Here is a 19,338-nt window from a genome sequence, read left to right on the forward strand (position 1 = left end):
GCGCGGATTGTGCAGCAAAGTGGGGATTTGCACAAGATGTAGAGATTGGCGCATGTGATTGGGGCGCATGTAGCGCCCCTGAGATCAGTCAGCCTGGTCATACACGAAGGTTTTTTTCTGCCCCATCCGCCTGACCTGCTCCAGGATAGCATGGGCGAGCGCGACGGCCTCAATGGGGTCTATGACCACCTGGGCAACCGCGATCGGATCATCATCCCACTCGAAAAGCTCAGCTGCGGCTGTCTCGATTTCACTTCCGGGTTCTGGGTGTGCGTTGATCCTCACGCCATCCTTTCTGAAGTCGATGCAGATGGTCTGATCGTCACCGCTGCCGCATCGCACCCAGATTTCATTTCCGTTCACTTCGATGGTCATATTGGTTCTCTCCTTGGCTGGTCAGGTGATGATGCCGTGCTGGCGCAGGAAGCGCTTGAGGCTGGCGACGCGGGCGGGGGTGTTGCACCGGCCCCGTGGGGTGCAGGCGATGGGGTAGCGGAGCTTCTGGCCATCAGCGCTGGTGATGATCAATATCGGGTGGCCCTTGCCTTCAGGCGCGCGCAGCTCGTAAGCGATGCCCTCACCATCCATGAACCGGGTGATGGCCTGAAAATCTGCGTTGGTGCGCACCTTGGCGCCGATGCGTTGCCTGCTCATGGTCGCATCCCCAAGGCTTTCCGTGCTTCCTTGAGCGATTCGATGGTGGGCTGGTAGCAATCGGCATATGCGGCCGCGTGACCGAAACGCGGATGCTTGCGCGCGGCCAGCGCCTCATAGAACTGGATCTTGCCGGGCAGGGCATCCACCGGGAACGTCTCGCACCAGTATTGACCGGTCAGGGTGATGGTCTGCTGGTCGGGCGCGATGGTGGCGATCATCCACCACCGCCCTTCAGGCCGAAGGCTGCTAGGCGGGCCATTTCGCGCACGCCATCCCGGTACCAAGACGCATCGGCAGGAAGGTTGCCTGCTGGTCCTGACAGCGTGTCGGTGCCCCATTGCCTGATGATCTCTAGCGCCGCTTTCATGCGGGCGTTGTCTGCCTCCAGTGCTTCGATGCGGTCAACGAGCGCGTCGCTGTCTATGGCTTCTTTCGGTTCCACATCCAAGCCTACCGAGTAGCGCGCCCCATCCAGAATATCGCTCACGCTTCACCGCCTTTCGCTGATTTCGCGGCCACCCGCTGCTGGGCTCGGGCCTCCTGCACGATCGGGTTGGCGTCGCGTGCGGCGCGCAGTGCCCGCATCTGGGGGCCGTCAGGGTCCGCTGTTTCGGTCCAGTGTGGGCGGGGCGGGGCATCGGCGCGGGACAGCGCTTCATCCATGGTTCGGGCCATAGGTGCCTTCCTGACCGCATCCAGCTTTTTGGGGGTGTATCCCGACCTCATCAAAATCCGTTCGGCTTCCTCCTGATCGACGGTCGCGCGTTGCGGTTCCTCCGGCGGCTCCATGCGCTTGCGATAGGCCAGCTCATCGGTCAGTTCACGGATGGCCTTCTGCGCCTCGATGTTGATTTCAGCGGGCGCAGGGCGCCGGGTGCGGCATCGCATCCATGTGTCAAAGCCCCTTGCGACGGCCCACCGGGGAACATTCCGCAGGGCACGGGCAAATTCATCCAGCAGCGCGGCCCGGTCCCGATCATCCATACCGGGGTCAAAAAAAGCCTTGAGGCAGACCCGCGCCCTTTCGAGCACATAGGCCTCGTCACCTGGGGAATGGATCGCTTGGATCAGGTCCGCGCTCGATCTCGCCCGCAGCGAGGCGACGGACGTATTCGCGGTGGGCGGTATCAAAGCGGGCGCGGTCATTCTGTGATCCTCCGGTTTTGGTGGGGGCGTTTGGTTCCAATGGGGGGGCGGCAATCGCGCCGGAGAGGTCAGCCATGGCGCTGTTGAAATATCGGAAGCTTGCCGGCGGCCTGTCGCGGGGCTTGAGCATGATGCGCTGCACCTCGGCCACGGCGAGGTCTTCGGTGATGCCTGGGAGTTCGAGCCATCGCCTAGCGTGGGCCATGTCTGCTGTTGACCCGAGAAGTTGGCCGCCGTTTCCGGTCAATCCGCACGGATCGACATGCATCGCTATGAGCAGCCTCTCCCTGAATGTCGGGAGATTTTCGGTCAGGATTTCGGCCCTAGCAGCAGCAGCCTCTTTTATAGGTTCTGGTTCAGGTTCTGGCTCAGGTTCAGGTTCTGGGAATCGATACCCTTTCGATAGGGTATCGAGAGGGTATGAAAACATGCTCTCTTTCACGCACTTCAGGCGGGAGATTTCCATAAGGGTTTCAGTGCGTTGCGGGCATTTCGGCAGCTTTTCCGCCACCTTGATCGCGCCCATGGCGTGCTTCGGGTTGCAAAAAGGGTCGTATTTGAGGAAATCCACGATCCTGACGACGCTTTCCTCTTTATCGAAACTGATCAGACCGGCTTTCGATAGGGTTTCGATACCCTCTCGATACCGTTCCGATACCCAACCCAGATCGGTGCAGGCGTAGCCCTCCGGTAGGACGAAGCATCCGACCATGTTCACATGCGGGCATGTGTGGAGGTAGAAGTAGAGGTATCTCGCGTCGTCGTTCGGCAGCCCGGTGAACTTCCGGCTGTTCCACAATGAGCACGAGATTTTCGCGTATTCACGCATGGCAATCCGCCCTCCTGCTGCTCGGCTGGTGATCGACCATGTTGCGCCGGGCCATGGCGTGGCGGATTCGGGCGGCATCAGCTGCCATGGCTGTGGCGGCGCGCTGCTCCCAGAACACGGCGATCGGCAGGTTGGCTTGCCACCCTCCGTTCATGCCCCCGGAGGGGCCGCGTTTCCGCTTTGGCAGCCCCGCCTGTTGCGATGGCCACGATGCGCATGAGAGGTGCGACACGCCGAAGTGCGCGGCGATTTCCTTGGCGCTGACCCCGGCTAGCCACATCTCACGCAGGAGTTCCGGATCAACCTTCCTGTTGCGCACCTTCCCGCGCTTCGGCAGGCCCATGGATTGGGCGCGCTTGCTTACGGCAGAGGGCGTCACGCCCAAGGCATCAGCTATCCGCCGCGTCGGAATGGCGTGGTTGTTCCAGAGCGCGGCGAAGGCATCTTGGTTGATTTGGCGGCGTGTCATCTGAGAAAATCCCTCAATCCCTTACTCGCGGTGGCGATGATTTCGTTGGCGCTCGGCGGCGCTCCTGCTTCCTCGATGTGCGCGACGCACCCGGCCATGCCTGGCACCCACGCGACCGAAGATCCGCGCACCCACTTCCGGCTGTCGTCATGGATCACGCCCGCCTTCTTGAGGGCGTCGAGGTAGGCCTTGGCGGTGTTGTCAGAGTCCATGTTGCCCACGCCCTTCTCGCCGACGAACAGGGCGATCAGCACCGGCGCGGTGAAGCGCGGCACAGGCGCATGCGCGGCAATCATCTGGGCGGCCTGCTTGCGCCAGGCCGCATATTCCTTCGTCACCACCCTCCCGCGCCCCGGGGCGTTGCTGAACAAGTTGTTCGTGCTGATCGGGGCGGGGAGGGTGATGGCGGCCTTGATGCTCATTTTGCTGCACACAAATGGCCCCGGCGCTGGACCGGGGCCGCTATGTCAGGTCTTTTCAGGCGCGCCACGGAAGAGCGGCAGGCCGGTTTCTTCGACGGCCTTCTCAAACCCCTCATCCACCGCGTCGCGCATGCACACATCGGGATTGTGCAGCGAAAGGTAGAAGTTGACGTTCTGACCGGCCTTGCGATAGCGGAACCGGACCGCGATACGGTAGGCCGCGCCATTGTCAAACACGGGGATGGCGATCATCAGGAGGTTCGGCACCCGGATAGGCTGGCCATCGGCCTGCTGGTGTTCATCGAGGAACTGGATTGAGGATTCACCCGTGTCGCGGTTGAGCGTTGTCGTCAGGTTGGACACCTCGTTGACGGTGAACTCCCGCGCCATGCCGATCAGCTGCTGATACTGGCCGAACCGCCCGCCCAGCTGCTGCGCAACGGTGATCATGCGCTCTTCCCACGGCTCAAGCACCCTGTCTCCGAGATAATCCCCCAGGAGCGCCGGCGTCGGCTCCAGCAGATCCTTGGCGTTCGCTTCGATGAATTCCCCGAACTCGGCCTTGTTCATCGCTTTGCCGCTGATTGCCTTCCAGATTTTCCACTCCTGCGAGAGCGGGAAGGCATAGGTGGCGCGGTGCAGCATGTGGCTGGCCATGGGGTCGCGGCCGATCGCGTCGATGACAGGCGCGCCTTGGCCGAAGTAATCCGCGATGCATGTCAGGGCCGGGCTGTCGCCGGTGGTTGCGAACAGGGCGGATGTTTCACCCTTGTTGCGGTTGGCCCAAGCAATGAGGCTGTCCAGATCAGACATGCGCGCTGTGCCGGTACGGCGCCACGGCTGGAGCTTTGTGGCCAGCTTGTCCAGATCAGCAGTCAGGTCCGCACGCGTCATGCCGTCAGGGATGGCGACCTGCAGCATTTGCGGATGCTGCGTGACAGAATCCATCACGTTATCCGCGTCGCCAATGATGTTGGCGGGCTTTCCAATGGCGTTCTGGATTGCCGCGAGTGTGTCTTTAAGGTTGAACACTGTGGTTCCTTTCAGTTTTCAAGTTTTCGGAGTGAGGTCAGGCGCCCGGGCTGCGCAGTTCGCGCTTCCCGCCTTCGACCTCGCGGATTTCCATGCGCCGTTGCGCCGGGTTCTCCACGGTCAGCTTGCCGCCGGGAATGGACCATGCGGAGCCTTTGGCCTTGGGCATCTTCGGCGCGGTGATCTTGTGTTCGATCACCAGATCGACCTGGCCCTTGCGGTCAAAGGCCAGGCCGATCGAGAGGTTCAGCTTGCCCGCCGACTTGTTGTAGATCGTGGCGTGGGAATGCAGATCGGCGATCAGCGTCGCCAATTCCGATTGCAAGAGGGGCAGGTATTCGCCCCCATCGGCCAGAGAGATCAGTTGCTCCAGCCCGTTAATTTCCGGGGTCCGGCTCATGTCGTTCCTTTCTGTTTCAAAGGGTCGAACACGGCGGCCCTTGTCTTGCTGCGTCCCATCAGGGGAATGATGTGATGTTTGCAATCCGCCGCGCTCGGCAGATGCAGCAACTTGCGGCGACGCCCAAAGGCCGCTTTAACCGGAACCCGGTGCGCTGCATCTGCGAAATGCGGTGAGGTGCGGGGCTTCCACCCGCTGCGGCTCATCGCCTCTTCTGCCGTTACCGCCGAACAGCTACGGCCTGCGAACCGCCACGCAGGAGGCCTACTCGAACCGCCAGCCGGGCGCGGGAATGGGTGATGCTCTCCCGGCTGGATCGCGACTGGTTCTTTCGCTTGGGATATGTCGAGCGCGGGCGTCGTCGGACTTGCGCATATCGTATGGGCTAGGGGACGCCGCAGTGCCCTATGATCACTCGGGCCGATTGCCGACATTGCTCTGCGATCCGCGCTCGGGGCCGGTGCCAGCCTATGCATCCTTTCGGGTAGCATACGCTCACGCACGCATGAGACGGTCCCAGCCGCCAGCACCGGTCCGAAGCGCAGAAATGCGCCCCCAGCCGAAGCCGGGGGCAGTTGAGGCAAATCCCGAGCAGGGATGGTCTGCGCGCAGACACCGGCGCGCAACGGATTGGTGGGTCGAGCAGGATTTGAACCTGCGACGGTTCCGTTATGAGCGGAGGGCTCTACCACTGAGCTATCGACCCGTTGATAACTGTGCGCGGTCATGGCGTGTCAACGAACCAGACGCCGGGCGGCACTGCCCCGTTTGTCTGCTTGTTGATTTCCGCAATCAGGTCTCGCCCCGGCAGGGACTTGCCATTGATGATATCGGTGAAGTAGCTGCGCGATATGCCAAAAAGCTCTGCCCACTCAGCGTGGGTTCTGGTCGGCGCAGCGGAGGCACAATATTCGGGGAGCGTTCTCATGCCTTGAATGTCGAACATAACGACACCAGTTGTCAATAGCAATGTCGCTATAATCGACGGGCTGCGATGCCTCGACAGGGATATATAGATTGAATGATGAAGCCGCCACGCATTGCTGAACTCAGGAAGCAGAAGGGCCTCACGCAGGTCCAGCTGGCTGAAATAGCTGGCCTGTCACGCTCGCATCTTGCCGGGATAGAGACAGGCGCAAGCCCGGTGAACACCTATCGAATGGAGAAGATAGCGCGCGCGCTTGGCGTGGCGGTTTCGGACCTTCTCTATCAGGGCGCGCAAGCCAACGGGATCGAGGCGGAGTTGGCCTCATTACTGGAGAAAATGAGCGACCGGGATAAGGATATCGTCCTATCCTTGGCGAGATCATTGGGGGGTGATCGTGAAACGTGATGAAAACAGAGGTTGGTGGGTTTTTGCCTGGATGGGGGTTTGTGTTTTGCTGATCCTGATCGCGGGATTCTTCGCCTGACATAGCAGATCACCACGATGCAATGAGCGGCCGCCCTCTAGGGCGGCCTTTTTCATGCTTCTGCACCAACAATGGCTCGCGCGGCCTTCAGGACGCTATCTTTCCCCTCGTTGGAAAGTGACCTGAACAAGGCAAGTATCTGATCAGTCGTAGCTAACGCATCCTCGCCACCCGACATATCGCCATTGATTTTCCGGTATTGACTGTTCACCCCAGCACCTCCCTATTAAATTGTCGGTATAGTCGACATATCGCTTGACAAGTCATGTCGGAATGTCCGACACTTGCCGGGAGAGGAGTTGCCATGCAGTCACACGAAACTCAGAGCGCCCGACATAAGGGCCATGCTAATCCGGAGCACGAAAGAGTCGAGCAAGGATCGTATGCCCTGCTCGTTGAAACTGCCGATCAAGGGCCCGTCCTTCTGGAAACTTCGGGCGAGGCGTCGAGCTATGATGCCGCAGTTTCCCGCGGCGCGCTGTTCGAGGGCGCTGTCCGCTGGGCGGTCGTTGAGATGAAGCCGGTCTACGGCAACAAGCTGCTCTTCATGGATTTTGAGCGGATGCAGCGGTCAGCCGTTCAGGATGATCAATCCTGATGTGCAGCAAAATGAGAGGCGCAGGCCATGCAAATTAGCTCCGTCTCCCGTGTCAGGGCGATACACCGGCATATCGCGCGCCTTGTTGCCGTCGATGCGGCTTTCATGCCGATTTTCGAGCGCATGGAGTCCGAGCTGATGGAGGCCGAAGCCGCCGAGTCCACCGATCCGGTCATTCAGGCCCGGATGATTTCAAAGGCCCGGATGATTTCAGAGGCCAGGCGATCACGTCAGGCGTGAAGCTGGCTGCACAGGAGAGAGATGAATGATCAAGAGAATTGCACTTTTCACGGCACTGAGCATGGCCCTCGCAGCGTCGTCTTGCGACCCGGCTGCGGACGTTGCTGCGCGCAACATTTCGGCAGCGGCTGACAATTTCGAGGTACCGCGTCGGATCACTTTCTACAATGGCATCACCGACAACGTTGTGCTTGTGACCGAGGGTTTCTGCTCCCTTGGAAACCGGGACACTGACCGCCGCATGTCCGTCACATGCAAGACGGGGCCGAACCGCTACATCCGGAACTTTCTTGGGCTGTCGGACAACGTGTTCTTCGTGTCGGAGCAACTGGAAGACGTGAATGCGTCCGAGTTTCATTACCGGATCGTCTTTCGCCCGCAAGCCCTCATTCCCGACATCGACTTTCAGGGCAGCACGAATGAGATGTTCATCAATCAGAACACCGACGGCTGACCGCCATGAACGCCGCCCTCCGCGCTCTGAATGACGCCGCCTACGCCGCCGAAAAGGCCGCGCGCAAGGCGAAGCACCCCGCCGCCGCCGATTTGCTCCGCCTCGCGTGGCGCACGGATGAAATTCTCGACGCCAACATGGAGCCAGTGAAATGCCCGACCTGAAAACCGCCGCATACCGGCTTATCGGAGCCGCGCGCGCGCTGCGGGATATTCCCGCCACCGCCGACGCCCGCCTTCGCGGGATACTGGAAGAGGAAATGGACTCTGCGCTGCGCCTCACGGAGCAAGCGCTCAATCCGGGGTGGGATGGTTCGGAGCCGTGCCGTGATTGCAGGGGTAGGGGTGATTTCACCGAGAGCCCGCGCGCAGGGCATGTGACAATCACCCCTTGCGGGTTGTGCAGCGGGACCGGACGCAAGGGTGTTCTGGTGTTTGGGGTGGCGTCATGAGCGAGCCCCTCGGTCACGGAGCCGCTGCCTTGCTTGGCGCCCACGAGTTGATCATCAACCGCCGCACCTTCCGCAAGCCTGACGCCACAGACGCAGCCCGCCATGAAGCCGCGACATGGCTTGCCGCCTACGGCGGCCAAGCCGACCAACTGGCGGCGCGGGAATTTCTGCGGGGGCGGGTGGATGGATGATTTCTGCAACCATGCCTGCCGCCAAGGCCGCGATTGCCCGGCACGACACGTCACCGAGACCCGCGCCGCCCGCAACCGCCTCGCAATTTACGCCGCATGGCTTCTGCTGATTGCCGCCGTGGTGTTCACCATCTTCGCGCCCAGCATCGCCGCGACGCTCGCGGAACCGCTGGCCGGGCGGCCCGACTGATGATCCGGCGTCCATCTACCAAAGCCCAGCAGTACGCCTGGCACCGCGCGGCACTGTCAGGCAGCAATCCGCCTCAGCATGACGGGCTGCCCGAATGCGGCTGGTTCAGGACGCGGTTTGTCACTGGCGGGCCTTGGGTGCCGGTGCGGATCTGGTGCGAACAGGAGATTGACCCGGAAACCGGCGAACTGCTGACCGATGAACGCCTGTGCTGTGAAGCCGACGGCATGCGCCGCGATCCCGCAAAAATCTGGACCTATCTGGAGCCGATTTCCCGCGCTGACTTCGAACAGCTTTCCGATCGCCGCGAGGCGATCCCCGCAATGGCCGCGACGATGGCGCGGCTCGATTTAACCGAAAGGGCGATGAGACCATGACCACAACTGAACAGGCGGGTTTTGACCTGCCACCGCGCGACCACAACAACCCGCCCGGGCCCGTTGTTCCTGAAACCCTTATCGCCAAGGTGCAGGATCACACCGATGCTGCCGGCGCATGGCTGGACCTGAAGGCAATCACCGACAAGGATCAGGCCGAGAAGGCCACCGATTTTGTCACCGGCGCCCGCAAGGTCTGGGCCGATCTTGAAGCTGAGCGCAAAGCGCAGAAGAAGCCGCACGACGATGCGGGCAAGGCTGTGCAGGATCTGTTCACGCCGCTGCTCGCAAAGGTGAAGGCTGCTACTGACAAGGTTCTGGACCTGCAATCCAAATGGATGCAGGCGGAACGCGACCGCGAAGAAGCGCTGCGCAAAGAGCGTGAGGCCGAAGCAAAACGGGTGGCTGATGAGGCGGAGAAGCGCGCTCAAGAGGCCGAGGCCCGCAACGACATCTCTGGCATGATCGACGCTCAAGGTCAGGCGAAGGCCGCTGCCAAAGAGGTTAAAGCCGCCGCCGCGCCGGTCAAGGCGCAAAGCGGTTCATCCACGGGTGCTGGCCGCACCGTCTCGCTGCGCACCTATTATAGCTGCGTTGTCGACAAGCGCGGCCCCGCCCTGTCGCATTACCGCGACCATCCCGAAGTCCTCGAATTGATCGAGCGTCTCGCAAATGCCGAGGTGCGCGCTCAGCCGAAGGACGCGAAATCCGCACCCCCGGGCTTCCGCCTGATCAAAGAAGAGAAAGCCGCATGAGCACCGCCCTCGTCAAAACCCCGCTGCGCCAAGTACCTGATGTGCGTCACCTGTTGATGAACGAGAACGCGCGGACCCAACTTGCCATGGTCGCCGCCAAGCACATGAGCCCTGAGCGCATGATGCGCGTCGTCGCCAATGCGATCCGCACCACACCGAAGCTCCAGCAGTGCGAACCGATGAGCTTTCTGGGCGCGCTGATGCAGTGCGCCGCGCTGGGGCTTGAGCCGAACACGGTGCTGGGCCACGCCTACATGATCCCGTTTGAGCGCAGCAAGAAGATCAAGAACGCAAAAGGGGTCGATGAGTGGGTGAAAATCCCAGAGGTTCAGGTGGTCATTGGCTACAAGGGCCTGATCGACCTTGCCCGCCGCTCCGGCCACATCACCAGCTTGTCGGCCAATATTCACTACTCGGATGATGAACTCTGGGAATACGAGGAAGGGACGGAGGCGCGTCTCCGGCACCGCCCTGGCATGATGGCTGGCGATAAACTCCATGCCTATGCCATCGCCAAATTCAAGGACGGCGGGCATGCCTATGTCGTGTTGCCTTGGTCGAAGGTGATGAAGATCCGCGACGAGTCGCAGGGGTGGATGACAGCGAAGCGCATCGGAAAGACCGCTGATACCCCATGGGGCAAGTATGAGGATGAAATGGCCAAGAAAACGGCTGTTCGCGCCCTCGCAAAATACCTGCCTCTGTCCGTCGAATTCATGGATGCGGTGCAGATTGACGAAGCGCGCGGCGACTATCGTGCCTTCGCCATGGACCCTACTGCGGGCGTCCAGATCGAGGATCAGAGCGACGCCATTGAAGGCGAAGCCTCCGAAGATGAGGATGAAACCACCGAGAGGGAAGGGGCGGAGCCGAAGCAGGATCAATCCCGCACCCGCAACGCCTCAACAGATCGGGGCGAGGGGGCAAAGGCTGCTGACAAGCCCAAGGATCAGCGCGCCACCCGGAACACCGATGCGGCGGCAGACGAACAGGGCAGCCGCGTTGAAGGCACCAAAGACTTGCTCGATGGGGCCAACGACGCCGCGCAGTATCAGGCGATTGTCGATCGCGTCGCCGGTGAGCTGCTCGATGGGGCGCCGCCGGAAGATGTTCTGGACCTCTTCAAAGTCGAGATCGCGGCGATGAAGCGGGATGCGCCGGGAATCTACATGAACCTGAAGGCCGAGGTTGTTTCCTACGCCCCGGACCTCTCGTCAAAGCTCTGAACCCATAGCGAGACGGGCAGGGGCGACAACGCCCCTACCTGAACGCCGCCACCCAGCAAAGGAGATTTTTATGGACGATATAGAGGCGGCTATCCGCCAGATCATCTGCGACTGCCTTGGATCGGACCCCGGTGATGTGACCGCTGATACCCACATCATCAACGACCTCAATGCCGACAGCCTCGACACGGTTGAGCTTTGTATGGCGTTCGAAGAGCGGTTCGGCATCGAGATCAGCGACGAGGCGCTGGAGAACGCCCAGACCTTCCGGGATTGGGTTGCCCTTATCCGTGCCGCCGGCGCGACATTGGAGGGCTGATCATGGCCCACCTCGGCAGAGAGACCGATTTCACCGGAATGGGCGCTGACGCCATGTTCGGCACCTCGATGAGCTTCGGTGAGAAGGCTGCGGCAGTTGCGGCGGCCCAGGCGCGCCGCCTTTCGCGCGCAGATCCGGCTGATCCCGTTGCTGACGGCCTTCGCATCGCGGCGCAGCTGGGCCACTGCCCCGGCGCCATCGTCAAGTACCTGCGCGCGATCGAGCGTGCCGCACTGAGCGCCGCCGGTGATGTTGTTCACCGGGCGCGGGAGGGCGGGCCGTGATCCGCGTTGTCCTTCTCTCAGCCGCAATCGGCCTGTTCGCGGGCCACCACGCATCCGAGGGCATCGCGCGCGCCGCGTTTGACGCAGTGTCTGGCGATATCAGGCCTTAACCAACTCCCATGGAGGGAAACACAGTGACCAACCCGATTATCGAAACGCAGGACCTGGCAGAAGACGCGGGATTCGATGAGGACGCATCGCCGGTCGAGGATATGGCCGCAACGGAACAGAGCGACCCGGGCGCCAAGATCGAATTCCACGTCCAGATGAGAAGCTGGACCCTGCGCGACATGGAAGACCTGATCGTGCAGGCCGCCGCCGCTCAGATGATCCGCAGCTTTGGCGACAAGCAGTTTTCGAAGCTGATCGAAGAACGTGCAATCACGGCCATCACCGCGAAGGCTGACGAGAAAATTGCGACTGTCACCGCTGAGATCATCGACCAGCCGCTGACGCCGCAGTTTGGCGAAAAAGAGCCCGTCACTATGCGTGAGTTCATCGGCCTATACGCCAAGGAGTATCTGACAGAGCGTGTGGACCGGGAAGGCAAGCCGTCGAAGGGCGGCTGGGGTAGAGAACACACATACACGCGCGCCGAGTTGTCGGTGATGAAGTTGATGGACCGGCGGTTCAAGAACGAGATCGAGAAGGCGACCACTGCCGCGATCAACCAGATGCGGGATGATGTGCGCAAGGCTCATGAGGCCGTTCTTGAGCAGGAAAAAGCCCGCATCCGTGATGCGATTTCCAAGCTGACCGCCTGAACCCGCACAACCACGCGGCCAAGCGTGGTCGGAAGGGCAGAGATGGAGAGAGAATATGGAAGCGAAAGAGGCCCTTTGGGCGACTTCACCACCGGACTGTGAAGGCCAGCAATCCCACTGGCACGTTGGTAAGACAATCTGGCAGGATGGCGCGCCCGGGGCGGTGATTACCCGGATAACCGTGCAGGAAGATTTGCCCGGTCTGCACTGCAATATGCGCCGCGTCTGCGTGTGGGTTGGCGATGTTCTCGCCGCCGAAGCGCCGGTTCATAGCTTGGAGGCGGTTGGTTATCTCGTTCCCTCTCCGGAGGCTTCCTGATGGCCGCTCAACACGACGGCGGCCCCGCCTTCCCCAGCACCACCAGCCAGCCCGACGCGAAGGGCATCTTCTACCCGGTGCATCATCAGGGCATGAGCCTGCGCGATGCAGCGGCGCTTGCTGCGCTCAAGGGGATTGTAGCGGGGTATATGAGCAATCCTGACATGAGCGGTCAATCCCCTCAGATGATCGTGGATGAGGCGTTCCAATACGCAGACGCTTTCATCGCCGCCAGATCAAAAGGGGAGGGAGAGAAGCATGTCTGACACTTCAATGCCTGCCGCGCTGGCCGATCGCATGGCGCGAACCGCGCACGGCCACGCCGCAGTGATCGACGGTATCCTGAACATCCGCACCGTGACCGATACCCGCAACGCGGCGGCGCTCAACGCGCTGTTCATCACCGGCACTCGCATCATCCCGACATGCCAAGACCCCGAGTGCGATTGCATCGTCAGGCTGCTGGCCCAGATGCGCCCCGACATCAAGATCGTCGCGGTTTCACTGGAGGTGAACAATGGCTGACAAGGGCATCTTATTCAGCGCGCCGATGGTGCGGGCGTTGTGGGACGGGCGGAAGACGCAGACGCGGCGGGCCTTAACTGTGCAACCACCGGAGCCGTGCACGTTTGCCGGGTTCTATTCTGTCCCGCTGTCGGGCGCATTCCAGTGCCGATTTCAGGGCGAGACAACAATGCACACGCAGCGCCTGCCCTACGCCCCCGGCGACCGGCTGTGGGTGCGGGAGGCTTGGCGCGCCAGCAAGGATTACGACGCCTATCCGCCACGCGAGATTTCCCCGTGGCCCGTCCACTACGAGGCTGACGGGAAGCCAGACCCCCGCGACGAACTAGGCATGAATGGCCGCTACCGCCATGCCCGCTTCATGCCCCGCTGGGCCAGCCGCCTGACGCTGATCGTCACGGACGTGCGGGTGCAGCGGTTGCAGGAGATCAGCACCGATGACGTGATCGCTGAGGGCGTGAGCCTTCCTTGGGTGCAGGGTGGAACGCTGGCGATGATGGCGCAAGGCATCGCCAAGGACGGATACCGCTCGCTCTGGAACAGCCTGCACGGCCCCGACGCATGGGACGCGAACCCTTGGGTGGTGGCGCTGACCTTCACCGTTCACCGCCAGAACATCGACCAGATGGAGAAAGCCCGTGGCTGAGAACAGCACAATCGAATGGACCCACCACACCTTCAACCCATGGGAAGGTTGCCAGAAGGTCGGCCCGGGCTGCGACAACTGCTATGCCGAGGCGCGGGATATCCGCTTCACCGGCGGCACGCATTGGGGGCCGGGCGCGCCCCGGCGCCGTACAAGCGTTGCCAACTGGCGCAAGCCGCTGGCATGGGATCGGGCGGCTGCGCTGGCGGGAGAGCGCCACCGGGTGTTCTGCGCCTCGCTTGCTGACGTGTTCGACAATGCCGTTGATCCGGCATGGCGCGATGATCTTTGGCGCCTGATCGAGGCAACCCCGAACCTTGACTGGATGCTCCTGACCAAGCGCCCCGGCAACATCGCCAAGATGCTGCCGCCGATCTGGGGCGCGGGCTGGCACAATGTTTGGCTGGGCTGCACGGTGGTCAATCAGGAGGAAGCCGACCGGGACATTCCCAAGCTTCTGGCGGTGCCTGCCGCGATCCGGTTCCTGAGCATGGAGCCGCTTCTGGGGCCGGTTGATCTTATGAGCCTCGATCCGCACGGCGACTTTCGGCCCTACGGGGCAAATGGTTGGAGTGCGATCTGGAAAGACAACCGCATTGGCCGCGCATGGCTCGACCTCGTGATCGTCGGCGGCGAGAGCGGCAAGAAGGCCCGCGTTTGGGTCGGCTTCGAAGATGCCTGCCGGTCTCTGCGCGACCAATGCGCCGCCGCAGGCACATCCTTTTTCATGAAGCAAATGGCAGGTCCGCGCAAATCCACGATGCCGCCGATTCCGGATGATCTGATGGTGAGGGAGATGCCCAATGCGCAACAATGATGTTATCATCAAGAAGCTTCTGGCTTCTGGGCGCTTGCGGGCGGACCTCAAGACAGGGCGGGTATTTTCTTCGAAATCAAACACGCCGGATAAGCCAATCGGCACAGCGACCGTCAAGGGTTACCTACGGGCGTGCGTGAATTTCGAGGGGAAGCAAGTCCACGTGATGCTTCACCGCGTCGTGTGGATCGCCGCACACGGTATTCCACCGGAAGGCCATCAGATTGACCATGGCCCAATGGGGAAATCGTTCAACGCCCTGTCGAATCTGGAATCCGTGACGGGCGGTGAGAACATTCGACGGGCGGTAGAAGGCGGGTTGCTGAAACCGGTATGCGGAAGCGACCACTATGCAGCCAAGCTGACACCGGAGGACGTGAAGTCATTGAGGGAGCGATCGTCGCAGGGTGAAAGCGGAGCCGCACTTGGCCGCGCCTTTGGTATCTCCGAAAGCCATGCAAGGCGGATAGCAAGAGGGGAGCGGTGGTCCCGCGCCGGTCGCCTGCTGGACGGGCGCGAGTGGGGCGAAATGCCGGGGGTGCGAGCATGACTGACCTTTCCCCCATGACCCTCACCGAACTGGACCGCCGCGCCCGCCTCACCGGCTCCGTCAGCGACCGGCTGGCGCTGTCTGACGCGCTGATTGAGGCGTGGCGCGGCGGGACACTGCTTTCTGTGCATGCCGCGCCAGCAGACGCCGCGTTTTCAATGCAGATCGCAGAATATGTGCGGTCCATCAACGCAGGAACTGCCGCATGACCGACACCAGCAAACAGACCGAGGCCGGTTCGATCGAAGAGAACCGCGAAGCCGCCGAGACGGATTGGATCCAGCGCTATGTGGATTACACTCTGAAAACCTGCGGGTTCACGCATTTTGACGATGGTGCGTCTGTCGTCGAGTACGCCCGTGAAATGGCTGCGATCGCATGGGCTGACAGCGACTATCGAGACGATGGCCCGGAAGCCTGCGCGGACGGCGACATGGAATACTGGGGGGAAGATTGATGACTGACCCGCTCCCCATGATCATCGACAGCTTCGCAGGCGGCGGCGGTGCATCCACCGGCATCGAAGCGGCGCTTGGCCGCTCCCCCGATGTGGCGATCAACCACAATGCCGCGGCGCTGGCCCTGCATGCCGTGAACCATCCTGACACCCTGCACCTGGACAGCAACATCTGGGACGTTGAGCCGCTGGAGGTGACAAAGGGGCGGCATGTCGGACTGCTCTGGGCCTCGCCTGATTGCAAGCACTTCTCGAAGGCCAAGGGCGGCGCGCCGCGCGACCGGAATATCCGCGATCTTGCGTGGGTCGTCGTCGATTGGGCCGAGAAGGTCAAACCTGACGTGATCTGCATGGAGAACGTCGAGGAATTTGTAACATGGGGTCCGGTGGGCGAAGACGGCCAGCCGATCAAGGAACTGGCCGGGCTCACATACGAGCTGTGGCTGAAGCGCCTGAAGAAGGCTGGCTACAAGATCCAGTCGCGCGAACTGCGCGCTTGCGACTATGGCGCGCCGACGATCCGCAAGCGCTGGTTTCTGGTGGCGCGCCGCGACGGCCGCCCGATCCGCTGGCCGAAGCCTACGCATGGCGATCCGAAATCACCCGAGGTGCGCAAGGGCAAGCTGCTGCCGTGGCGCACCGCCGCTGAGTGCATCGACTGGTCGTTGCCTTGCCCGTCGATCTTCGACACGTCAGAGCAGATCAAGGCCACCCACGGCCTGCGTGCGGTGCGCCCGCTGGCGACCAATACGCTGGCCCGGGTGGCGCGCGGGATGAAGCGCTATGTGCTGGAGAGTGAACGCCCGTTCATCGTGAACCTGACGCACGGCGCACGGCTGGAAGATGCTGCAGAACCCTTCCGCACCATCACCGGCGCGCACCGCGGCGAAAAGGCAGTGGTTGCCCCTTTGATTGCGACGATGCGCAACAGCCAGAAGCCATGGCAGGGCGCAGACGAACCGACCCACACGATCACGGCGGGGGGTGCTGGCCTGACGCTGATCGCCCCAAGCCTGACACGGTTCAACGGCGGCGCCACCGGCAGCGATATGCGCGATCCGGCACCGACGGTTACGGCGAACAGCTGGATCAAGAAGCCGGGCGGTGCCGCGCCTCTGAGCGTTCTGTCCCCCTATCTTGCCAGCATCGCCCATGGTGACAGCGGCGGGCGGCGGGAATACCCGATGAATGAGCCGCTGGGTACGGTCACGCGGGGCGGCATCCAGCATGCCGTGGTGCAGCCGCATCTGCTGGCGATGAAGGGCACGGCGCGGCGCAGCTGCGATGTGATGGCACCGCATCCGACCGTGCTGGCTGGTGGCGGGCACAGCGCGCTGATCGCGCCTGTTCTGACCTATGCCCAGCAAGGCGGCGGCAACAGAGCAGCGACCGATCCACACCACACCATCTGCGCCAGCAGGAAGGATCAGAACAGCGTCATGGTCGCAGGGCTGGTGCAGACCGGCTACGGCGAGCGGGAAGGCCAAGCCCCCCGCGCGCTGGATATCCAAGCCCCGCTGGGAACCGTGGTGGCGGGCGGGGCTAAACATGCGCCCTTTGCCGCTTTCCTCGCCCAGCAGAACGGCGGGCCCCGCATGGAGGGCCACATGGGCCGCGATCCGCGCGAACCGCTTTCAACCGTTACCGCCGCAGGCAGCCAGCAAACGCCGGTCGCTGCCTTCTTCGCCAAATACTACGGCACCGGCGATGGCGCGCGGCAAGACGAGCCTGCCCACACCGTGACTGTGCGCGATCGCTTCGCCCATACCGAGGCCCAGCTTGCCGCGCCGCCCTTCGCACCCGAGCATCACGCCCGGGCCCGCGAAGTGGCCGAGTTCCTGCGCGCGCAAGATGCATGGCACGGCGGCGAGTTCGTCACCCTGACCATCGACGGGGCAGAGTTCGTGGTGGTCGATATCGGCCTGCGCATGCTCACCCCGCGCGAGTTGTTCAACGCGCAGGGCTTCCCGGCGGATTACGTCATCGAAGGCGTCTGGGAGGGGCTGGACACCGAGGAACCCACCTTCAAGCCGTTCTCGAAAGATGTGCAGGTCAGTTGCTGTGGAAACAGCGTCTGCCCGCCGCTGGCCGAGGCGATTGTGGCGGCGAATTGCGGGCATCTGGTGGCGGCAAGGCAGGAGGCCACAGGATGACCAAGATGCGACTTTCCGCCGATGAAGAAAGCGCCATCGCCCTTTGTCGCATGACCTATGCCGGTGATTGCCGCTGCGAGCGCAACGGACGCGTGGTCTGCGTGCCCGTCCTGCGCGAGGTGCAGGCAATAAAGCCGCATCTTGAAGCCATGCGCGCGGCCTTTGCGGGCAGATACCCGGAGGAAGAGGCATGACCCAGAACCGCAGCACCGCCGTCAGCGCAAAGAGCCTGTTCCGCGCCATCCGGGGCAACCGGAAGCCCCCGGAGACGCAAGGCAGGCTCATGGAATTGCCTCAGAGCGCGCTCGAAAAGGACAAGCGCCGGGACCATGATTTCTACGCCACCAATCAGCCCGATCCGATCCGGGCGCTACTGGCGGTGGACGGCGACCGGATCAGGGAGTGTGGAACGGTATGGGAACCGGCATGCGGCGACGGGGCCATGGTGCGCGAGATCCGCGCGTTCGGCATGCCGTGCAGCGCCTCTGACCTGATCGACCGGGGATGCCCCGATAGCTGGCAGGCGGATTTCTTCACATGCCGGCGGTCGCGGGGCGGAGCGATCATCACCAACCCGCCCTATAACCTGATCAACGCCCGAGACGGCCACGGCAAATGGCTGCGGCACACGCTGGACATGCCGGGGTGGCGTTATTTGGCCCTCTTGCTGTCATGGGACTGGCCAGCGGCGCGCGCGAACGGGCTGGGCGCGATGCTCGATCAGCATCCGTTTTCATGGTGCTACCTGATGCGCTGGAAGATCGACTTCACCGGCGAAGGCTCGCCGCCCCAGCGGAACGCGTGGTTCATCTGGGACCGCGACGATGTGCGCGCGACCGATGGCAGCGCGCCAGAACCCGGGTTCCGCTGGCTGGACCGGCTCGATTCCAGACAGGGGGAATTGCTTTGACCTTCGCGAAAGGAACCAACGTATCGCGCGGGCGGTCCCGTGCTGAGATAGAAGACACGCTGGAGCGCTTCGGCTGCGAGGGCACCATGATCGGGCAGGACGGGCGCAGCGCGGTTGTCGCGTTCAAGGCGCGCGGGCGGCAGATCATGTTCCGCATGACCATGCCAGAACCTGACGATAAGGCTTTTCGCTGGACGCCGACCGGCAAAGCCCGCACGCCGCCGGTGGCGAAAGCTGCCTACGATCAGGAGGTTCGCCGCATGTGGCGCGCCATGACCATGTCAATCAAGGCCAAGCTGGTCAGCGTCGAAGACGGGATCGAGACCTTTGAGCAGGCCTTCATGGCGCATGTCGTGATGCCGGATGGGCTGACCATCTCTGATCACGTCAGCGGCAGGATCGCCATCGCCTATGACACCGGCGAAATGCCCAGGCTTCTGCCCGGGCCGAAGGGCGGTGAAGCATGACCGTCTACGTCGATCCCGCGCGCCACCCTTTCGGCCACATGATGATGTGCCACATGATGGCAGACAGTACCGCCGAGCTGCTGGCCATGGCTGATCGCATCGGCGTGCAGCGAAAATGGCTCCAGCGGCCCGGAACGCCGTATGAGCATTTCGATATCAGCAAAGCGATGCGCACAAAGGCGCTCAAGCTGGGCGCGCAGGAAGTCACCTCGCGCGATCTTGGCCTGCTGATCCGCGAACGCCGCCGCGCGGCGGCGCAAACCAGTTAACCCCGAGAG

Annotated in this window: 37 protein-coding genes and 1 tRNA gene; 26 read left to right on the forward strand and 12 right to left on the reverse strand. The window is 62.4% G+C overall.

Translation table 11 applies throughout. From position 1 onward, the window contains the following. Positions 1-84 precede the first annotated feature (84 nt). The 12 genes from V7Q53_RS02880 to V7Q53_RS02935 all read right to left on the reverse strand — a co-directional run bounded on the left by V7Q53_RS02880 (position 85) and on the right by V7Q53_RS02935 (position 5,901). The gene (locus tag V7Q53_RS02880; protein WP_333826871.1) at positions 85-375 is read right to left on the reverse strand and encodes a hypothetical protein; all 291 of its coding nucleotides are present in this window, start codon (positions 373-375) and stop codon (positions 85-87) included. Positions 376-396: 21 nt separating this feature from the next. Continuing rightward, the gene (locus V7Q53_RS02885) at positions 397-654 is read right to left on the reverse strand and encodes a hypothetical protein (RefSeq protein ID WP_333826872.1); all 258 of its coding nucleotides are present in this window, start codon (positions 652-654) and stop codon (positions 397-399) included. Continuing rightward, positions 651-875 (reverse strand): hypothetical protein, encoded by a 225-nt coding sequence (locus V7Q53_RS02890; RefSeq protein WP_333826873.1) that lies wholly within the window; start codon positions 873-875, stop codon positions 651-653. Before V7Q53_RS02890 ends, V7Q53_RS02885 begins: the two co-directional genes overlap by 4 nt. Next, positions 872-1,144: a hypothetical protein gene (locus V7Q53_RS02895; protein WP_333826874.1), complete on the reverse strand. Its 273-nt coding sequence runs from the start codon at positions 1,142-1,144 to the stop codon at positions 872-874. Before V7Q53_RS02895 ends, V7Q53_RS02890 begins: the two co-directional genes overlap by 4 nt. After that, on the reverse strand, positions 1,141-1,803 hold the full coding sequence (locus tag V7Q53_RS02900; RefSeq protein ID WP_333826875.1) for a hypothetical protein: 663 nt from the start codon (positions 1,801-1,803) through the stop codon (positions 1,141-1,143). The genes V7Q53_RS02895 and V7Q53_RS02900 overlap by 4 nt, the downstream gene beginning before the upstream one ends. Further along, the gene (locus V7Q53_RS02905) at positions 1,700-2,632 is read right to left on the reverse strand and encodes a hypothetical protein (protein WP_333826876.1); all 933 of its coding nucleotides are present in this window, start codon (positions 2,630-2,632) and stop codon (positions 1,700-1,702) included. The genes V7Q53_RS02900 and V7Q53_RS02905 overlap by 104 nt, the downstream gene beginning before the upstream one ends. After that, positions 2,625-3,101 carry a hypothetical protein gene (locus V7Q53_RS02910; RefSeq protein WP_333826877.1) on the reverse strand — a complete coding sequence of 159 codons (477 nt, stop codon included), beginning with the start codon at positions 3,099-3,101 and terminating at the stop codon, positions 2,625-2,627. Before V7Q53_RS02910 ends, V7Q53_RS02905 begins: the two co-directional genes overlap by 8 nt. After that, the gene (locus V7Q53_RS02915) at positions 3,098-3,523 is read right to left on the reverse strand and encodes a RusA family crossover junction endodeoxyribonuclease (protein WP_333826878.1); all 426 of its coding nucleotides are present in this window, start codon (positions 3,521-3,523) and stop codon (positions 3,098-3,100) included. Before V7Q53_RS02915 ends, V7Q53_RS02910 begins: the two co-directional genes overlap by 4 nt. A 45-nt stretch (positions 3,524-3,568) precedes the next feature. Then, positions 3,569-4,555, reverse strand: coding sequence for a DUF2303 family protein (locus tag V7Q53_RS02920; protein WP_333826879.1), 987 nt, complete (start codon positions 4,553-4,555; stop codon positions 3,569-3,571). 37 nt (positions 4,556-4,592) lie between these two features. Then, entirely contained in the window at positions 4,593-4,955 is a 363-nt protein-coding gene (locus V7Q53_RS02925) for a hypothetical protein (protein ID WP_333826880.1), read from the reverse strand. A gap of 631 nt (positions 4,956-5,586) precedes the next feature. Next, a tRNA-Ile gene (locus V7Q53_RS02930) sits at positions 5,587-5,661 on the reverse strand. An 18-nt stretch (positions 5,662-5,679) separates the two neighbouring features. Next, the gene (locus V7Q53_RS02935) at positions 5,680-5,901 is read right to left on the reverse strand and encodes a helix-turn-helix domain-containing protein (RefSeq protein ID WP_333826881.1); all 222 of its coding nucleotides are present in this window, start codon (positions 5,899-5,901) and stop codon (positions 5,680-5,682) included. Between the two features lie 75 nt (positions 5,902-5,976). On the opposite strand from V7Q53_RS02935, the gene V7Q53_RS02940 reads away from it, so the two are divergent. The 26 genes from V7Q53_RS02940 to V7Q53_RS03065 all read left to right on the forward strand — a co-directional run bounded on the left by V7Q53_RS02940 (position 5,977) and on the right by V7Q53_RS03065 (position 19,329). Continuing rightward, positions 5,977-6,288: a helix-turn-helix domain-containing protein gene (locus V7Q53_RS02940; RefSeq protein ID WP_333826882.1), complete on the forward strand. Its 312-nt coding sequence runs from the start codon at positions 5,977-5,979 to the stop codon at positions 6,286-6,288. 383 nt (positions 6,289-6,671) lie between these two features. After that, positions 6,672-6,965 (forward strand): hypothetical protein, encoded by a 294-nt coding sequence (locus V7Q53_RS02945; protein ID WP_333826883.1) that lies wholly within the window; start codon positions 6,672-6,674, stop codon positions 6,963-6,965. A 27-nt stretch (positions 6,966-6,992) separates the two neighbouring features. After that, complete coding sequence (locus tag V7Q53_RS02950) at positions 6,993-7,205, forward strand: hypothetical protein (RefSeq protein ID WP_333826884.1); 213 nt, start codon at positions 6,993-6,995, stop codon at positions 7,203-7,205. A 25-nt stretch (positions 7,206-7,230) separates the two neighbouring features. Further along, positions 7,231-7,659 (forward strand): beta-sandwich lipoprotein, encoded by a 429-nt coding sequence (locus tag V7Q53_RS02955; protein ID WP_333826885.1) that lies wholly within the window; start codon positions 7,231-7,233, stop codon positions 7,657-7,659. 5 nt (positions 7,660-7,664) lie between these two features. Further along, entirely contained in the window at positions 7,665-7,823 is a 159-nt protein-coding gene (locus V7Q53_RS02960) for a hypothetical protein (RefSeq protein WP_333826886.1), read from the forward strand. Positions 7,824-8,106: 283 nt separating this feature from the next. Beyond that, the gene (locus V7Q53_RS02965) at positions 8,107-8,301 is read left to right on the forward strand and encodes a hypothetical protein (RefSeq protein WP_333826887.1); all 195 of its coding nucleotides are present in this window, start codon (positions 8,107-8,109) and stop codon (positions 8,299-8,301) included. Beyond that, positions 8,294-8,491: a hypothetical protein gene (locus tag V7Q53_RS02970; RefSeq protein WP_333826888.1), complete on the forward strand. Its 198-nt coding sequence runs from the start codon at positions 8,294-8,296 to the stop codon at positions 8,489-8,491. The genes V7Q53_RS02965 and V7Q53_RS02970 overlap by 8 nt, the downstream gene beginning before the upstream one ends. Next, complete coding sequence (locus V7Q53_RS02975) at positions 8,491-8,868, forward strand: hypothetical protein (RefSeq protein ID WP_333826889.1); 378 nt, start codon at positions 8,491-8,493, stop codon at positions 8,866-8,868. Before V7Q53_RS02970 ends, V7Q53_RS02975 begins: the two co-directional genes overlap by 1 nt. Beyond that, positions 8,865-9,623 carry a hypothetical protein gene (locus V7Q53_RS02980; protein ID WP_333826890.1) on the forward strand — a complete coding sequence of 253 codons (759 nt, stop codon included), beginning with the start codon at positions 8,865-8,867 and terminating at the stop codon, positions 9,621-9,623. Before V7Q53_RS02975 ends, V7Q53_RS02980 begins: the two co-directional genes overlap by 4 nt. Further along, positions 9,620-10,849, forward strand: a complete 1,230-nt coding sequence (locus tag V7Q53_RS02985; RefSeq protein ID WP_333826891.1) for a recombinase RecT — start codon at positions 9,620-9,622, stop codon at positions 10,847-10,849. Before V7Q53_RS02980 ends, V7Q53_RS02985 begins: the two co-directional genes overlap by 4 nt. Positions 10,850-10,919: 70 nt before the next feature. Continuing rightward, entirely contained in the window at positions 10,920-11,168 is a 249-nt protein-coding gene (gene acpP, locus V7Q53_RS02990) for an acyl carrier protein (protein ID WP_333826892.1), read from the forward strand. Positions 11,169-11,170: 2 nt separating this feature from the next. Further along, the gene (locus V7Q53_RS02995) at positions 11,171-11,452 is read left to right on the forward strand and encodes a hypothetical protein (protein WP_333826893.1); all 282 of its coding nucleotides are present in this window, start codon (positions 11,171-11,173) and stop codon (positions 11,450-11,452) included. 134 nt (positions 11,453-11,586) lie between these two features. After that, positions 11,587-12,216 (forward strand): hypothetical protein, encoded by a 630-nt coding sequence (locus V7Q53_RS03000; RefSeq protein ID WP_333826894.1) that lies wholly within the window; start codon positions 11,587-11,589, stop codon positions 12,214-12,216. Positions 12,217-12,271: 55 nt separating this feature from the next. Next, positions 12,272-12,535 carry a hypothetical protein gene (locus V7Q53_RS03005; protein ID WP_333826895.1) on the forward strand — a complete coding sequence of 88 codons (264 nt, stop codon included), beginning with the start codon at positions 12,272-12,274 and terminating at the stop codon, positions 12,533-12,535. Next, positions 12,535-12,801 (forward strand): hypothetical protein, encoded by a 267-nt coding sequence (locus V7Q53_RS03010; protein ID WP_333826896.1) that lies wholly within the window; start codon positions 12,535-12,537, stop codon positions 12,799-12,801. The genes V7Q53_RS03005 and V7Q53_RS03010 overlap by 1 nt, the downstream gene beginning before the upstream one ends. Further along, a complete protein-coding gene (locus V7Q53_RS03015) occupies positions 12,794-13,060 on the forward strand; it encodes a hypothetical protein (protein WP_333826897.1) in 267 nt (88 codons plus the stop codon). The genes V7Q53_RS03010 and V7Q53_RS03015 overlap by 8 nt, the downstream gene beginning before the upstream one ends. Before the next feature lie 169 nt (positions 13,061-13,229). Then, positions 13,230-13,706 carry a hypothetical protein gene (locus tag V7Q53_RS03020; protein ID WP_333826898.1) on the forward strand — a complete coding sequence of 159 codons (477 nt, stop codon included), beginning with the start codon at positions 13,230-13,232 and terminating at the stop codon, positions 13,704-13,706. Continuing rightward, positions 13,699-14,523 carry a phage Gp37/Gp68 family protein gene (locus V7Q53_RS03025; protein WP_333826899.1) on the forward strand — a complete coding sequence of 275 codons (825 nt, stop codon included), beginning with the start codon at positions 13,699-13,701 and terminating at the stop codon, positions 14,521-14,523. Before V7Q53_RS03020 ends, V7Q53_RS03025 begins: the two co-directional genes overlap by 8 nt. Beyond that, complete coding sequence (locus tag V7Q53_RS03030) at positions 14,510-15,073, forward strand: HNH endonuclease (protein WP_333826900.1); 564 nt, start codon at positions 14,510-14,512, stop codon at positions 15,071-15,073. Before V7Q53_RS03025 ends, V7Q53_RS03030 begins: the two co-directional genes overlap by 14 nt. Continuing rightward, entirely contained in the window at positions 15,070-15,282 is a 213-nt protein-coding gene (locus V7Q53_RS03035; protein WP_333826901.1) for a hypothetical protein, read from the forward strand. The genes V7Q53_RS03030 and V7Q53_RS03035 overlap by 4 nt, the downstream gene beginning before the upstream one ends. Continuing rightward, positions 15,279-15,530, forward strand: a complete 252-nt coding sequence (locus tag V7Q53_RS03040; protein ID WP_333826902.1) for a hypothetical protein — start codon at positions 15,279-15,281, stop codon at positions 15,528-15,530. Before V7Q53_RS03035 ends, V7Q53_RS03040 begins: the two co-directional genes overlap by 4 nt. After that, positions 15,530-17,683, forward strand: a complete 2,154-nt coding sequence (locus tag V7Q53_RS03045; RefSeq protein WP_333826903.1) for a DNA cytosine methyltransferase — start codon at positions 15,530-15,532, stop codon at positions 17,681-17,683. Before V7Q53_RS03040 ends, V7Q53_RS03045 begins: the two co-directional genes overlap by 1 nt. Continuing rightward, positions 17,680-17,877, forward strand: coding sequence for a hypothetical protein (locus tag V7Q53_RS03050; RefSeq protein ID WP_333826904.1), 198 nt, complete (start codon positions 17,680-17,682; stop codon positions 17,875-17,877). The genes V7Q53_RS03045 and V7Q53_RS03050 overlap by 4 nt, the downstream gene beginning before the upstream one ends. Beyond that, entirely contained in the window at positions 17,874-18,593 is a 720-nt protein-coding gene (locus V7Q53_RS03055; RefSeq protein WP_333826905.1) for a hypothetical protein, read from the forward strand. The genes V7Q53_RS03050 and V7Q53_RS03055 overlap by 4 nt, the downstream gene beginning before the upstream one ends. After that, positions 18,590-19,060 (forward strand): hypothetical protein, encoded by a 471-nt coding sequence (locus tag V7Q53_RS03060; protein ID WP_333826906.1) that lies wholly within the window; start codon positions 18,590-18,592, stop codon positions 19,058-19,060. The genes V7Q53_RS03055 and V7Q53_RS03060 overlap by 4 nt, the downstream gene beginning before the upstream one ends. Continuing rightward, the gene (locus V7Q53_RS03065; RefSeq protein WP_333826907.1) at positions 19,057-19,329 is read left to right on the forward strand and encodes a DUF4031 domain-containing protein; all 273 of its coding nucleotides are present in this window, start codon (positions 19,057-19,059) and stop codon (positions 19,327-19,329) included. The genes V7Q53_RS03060 and V7Q53_RS03065 overlap by 4 nt, the downstream gene beginning before the upstream one ends. The last annotated feature ends 9 nt before the right edge of the window (positions 19,330-19,338 follow it).

Source organism: Pararhodobacter sp., from assembly GCF_036802785.1.
Taxonomy (GTDB): domain Bacteria; phylum Pseudomonadota; class Alphaproteobacteria; order Rhodobacterales; family Rhodobacteraceae; genus Pararhodobacter.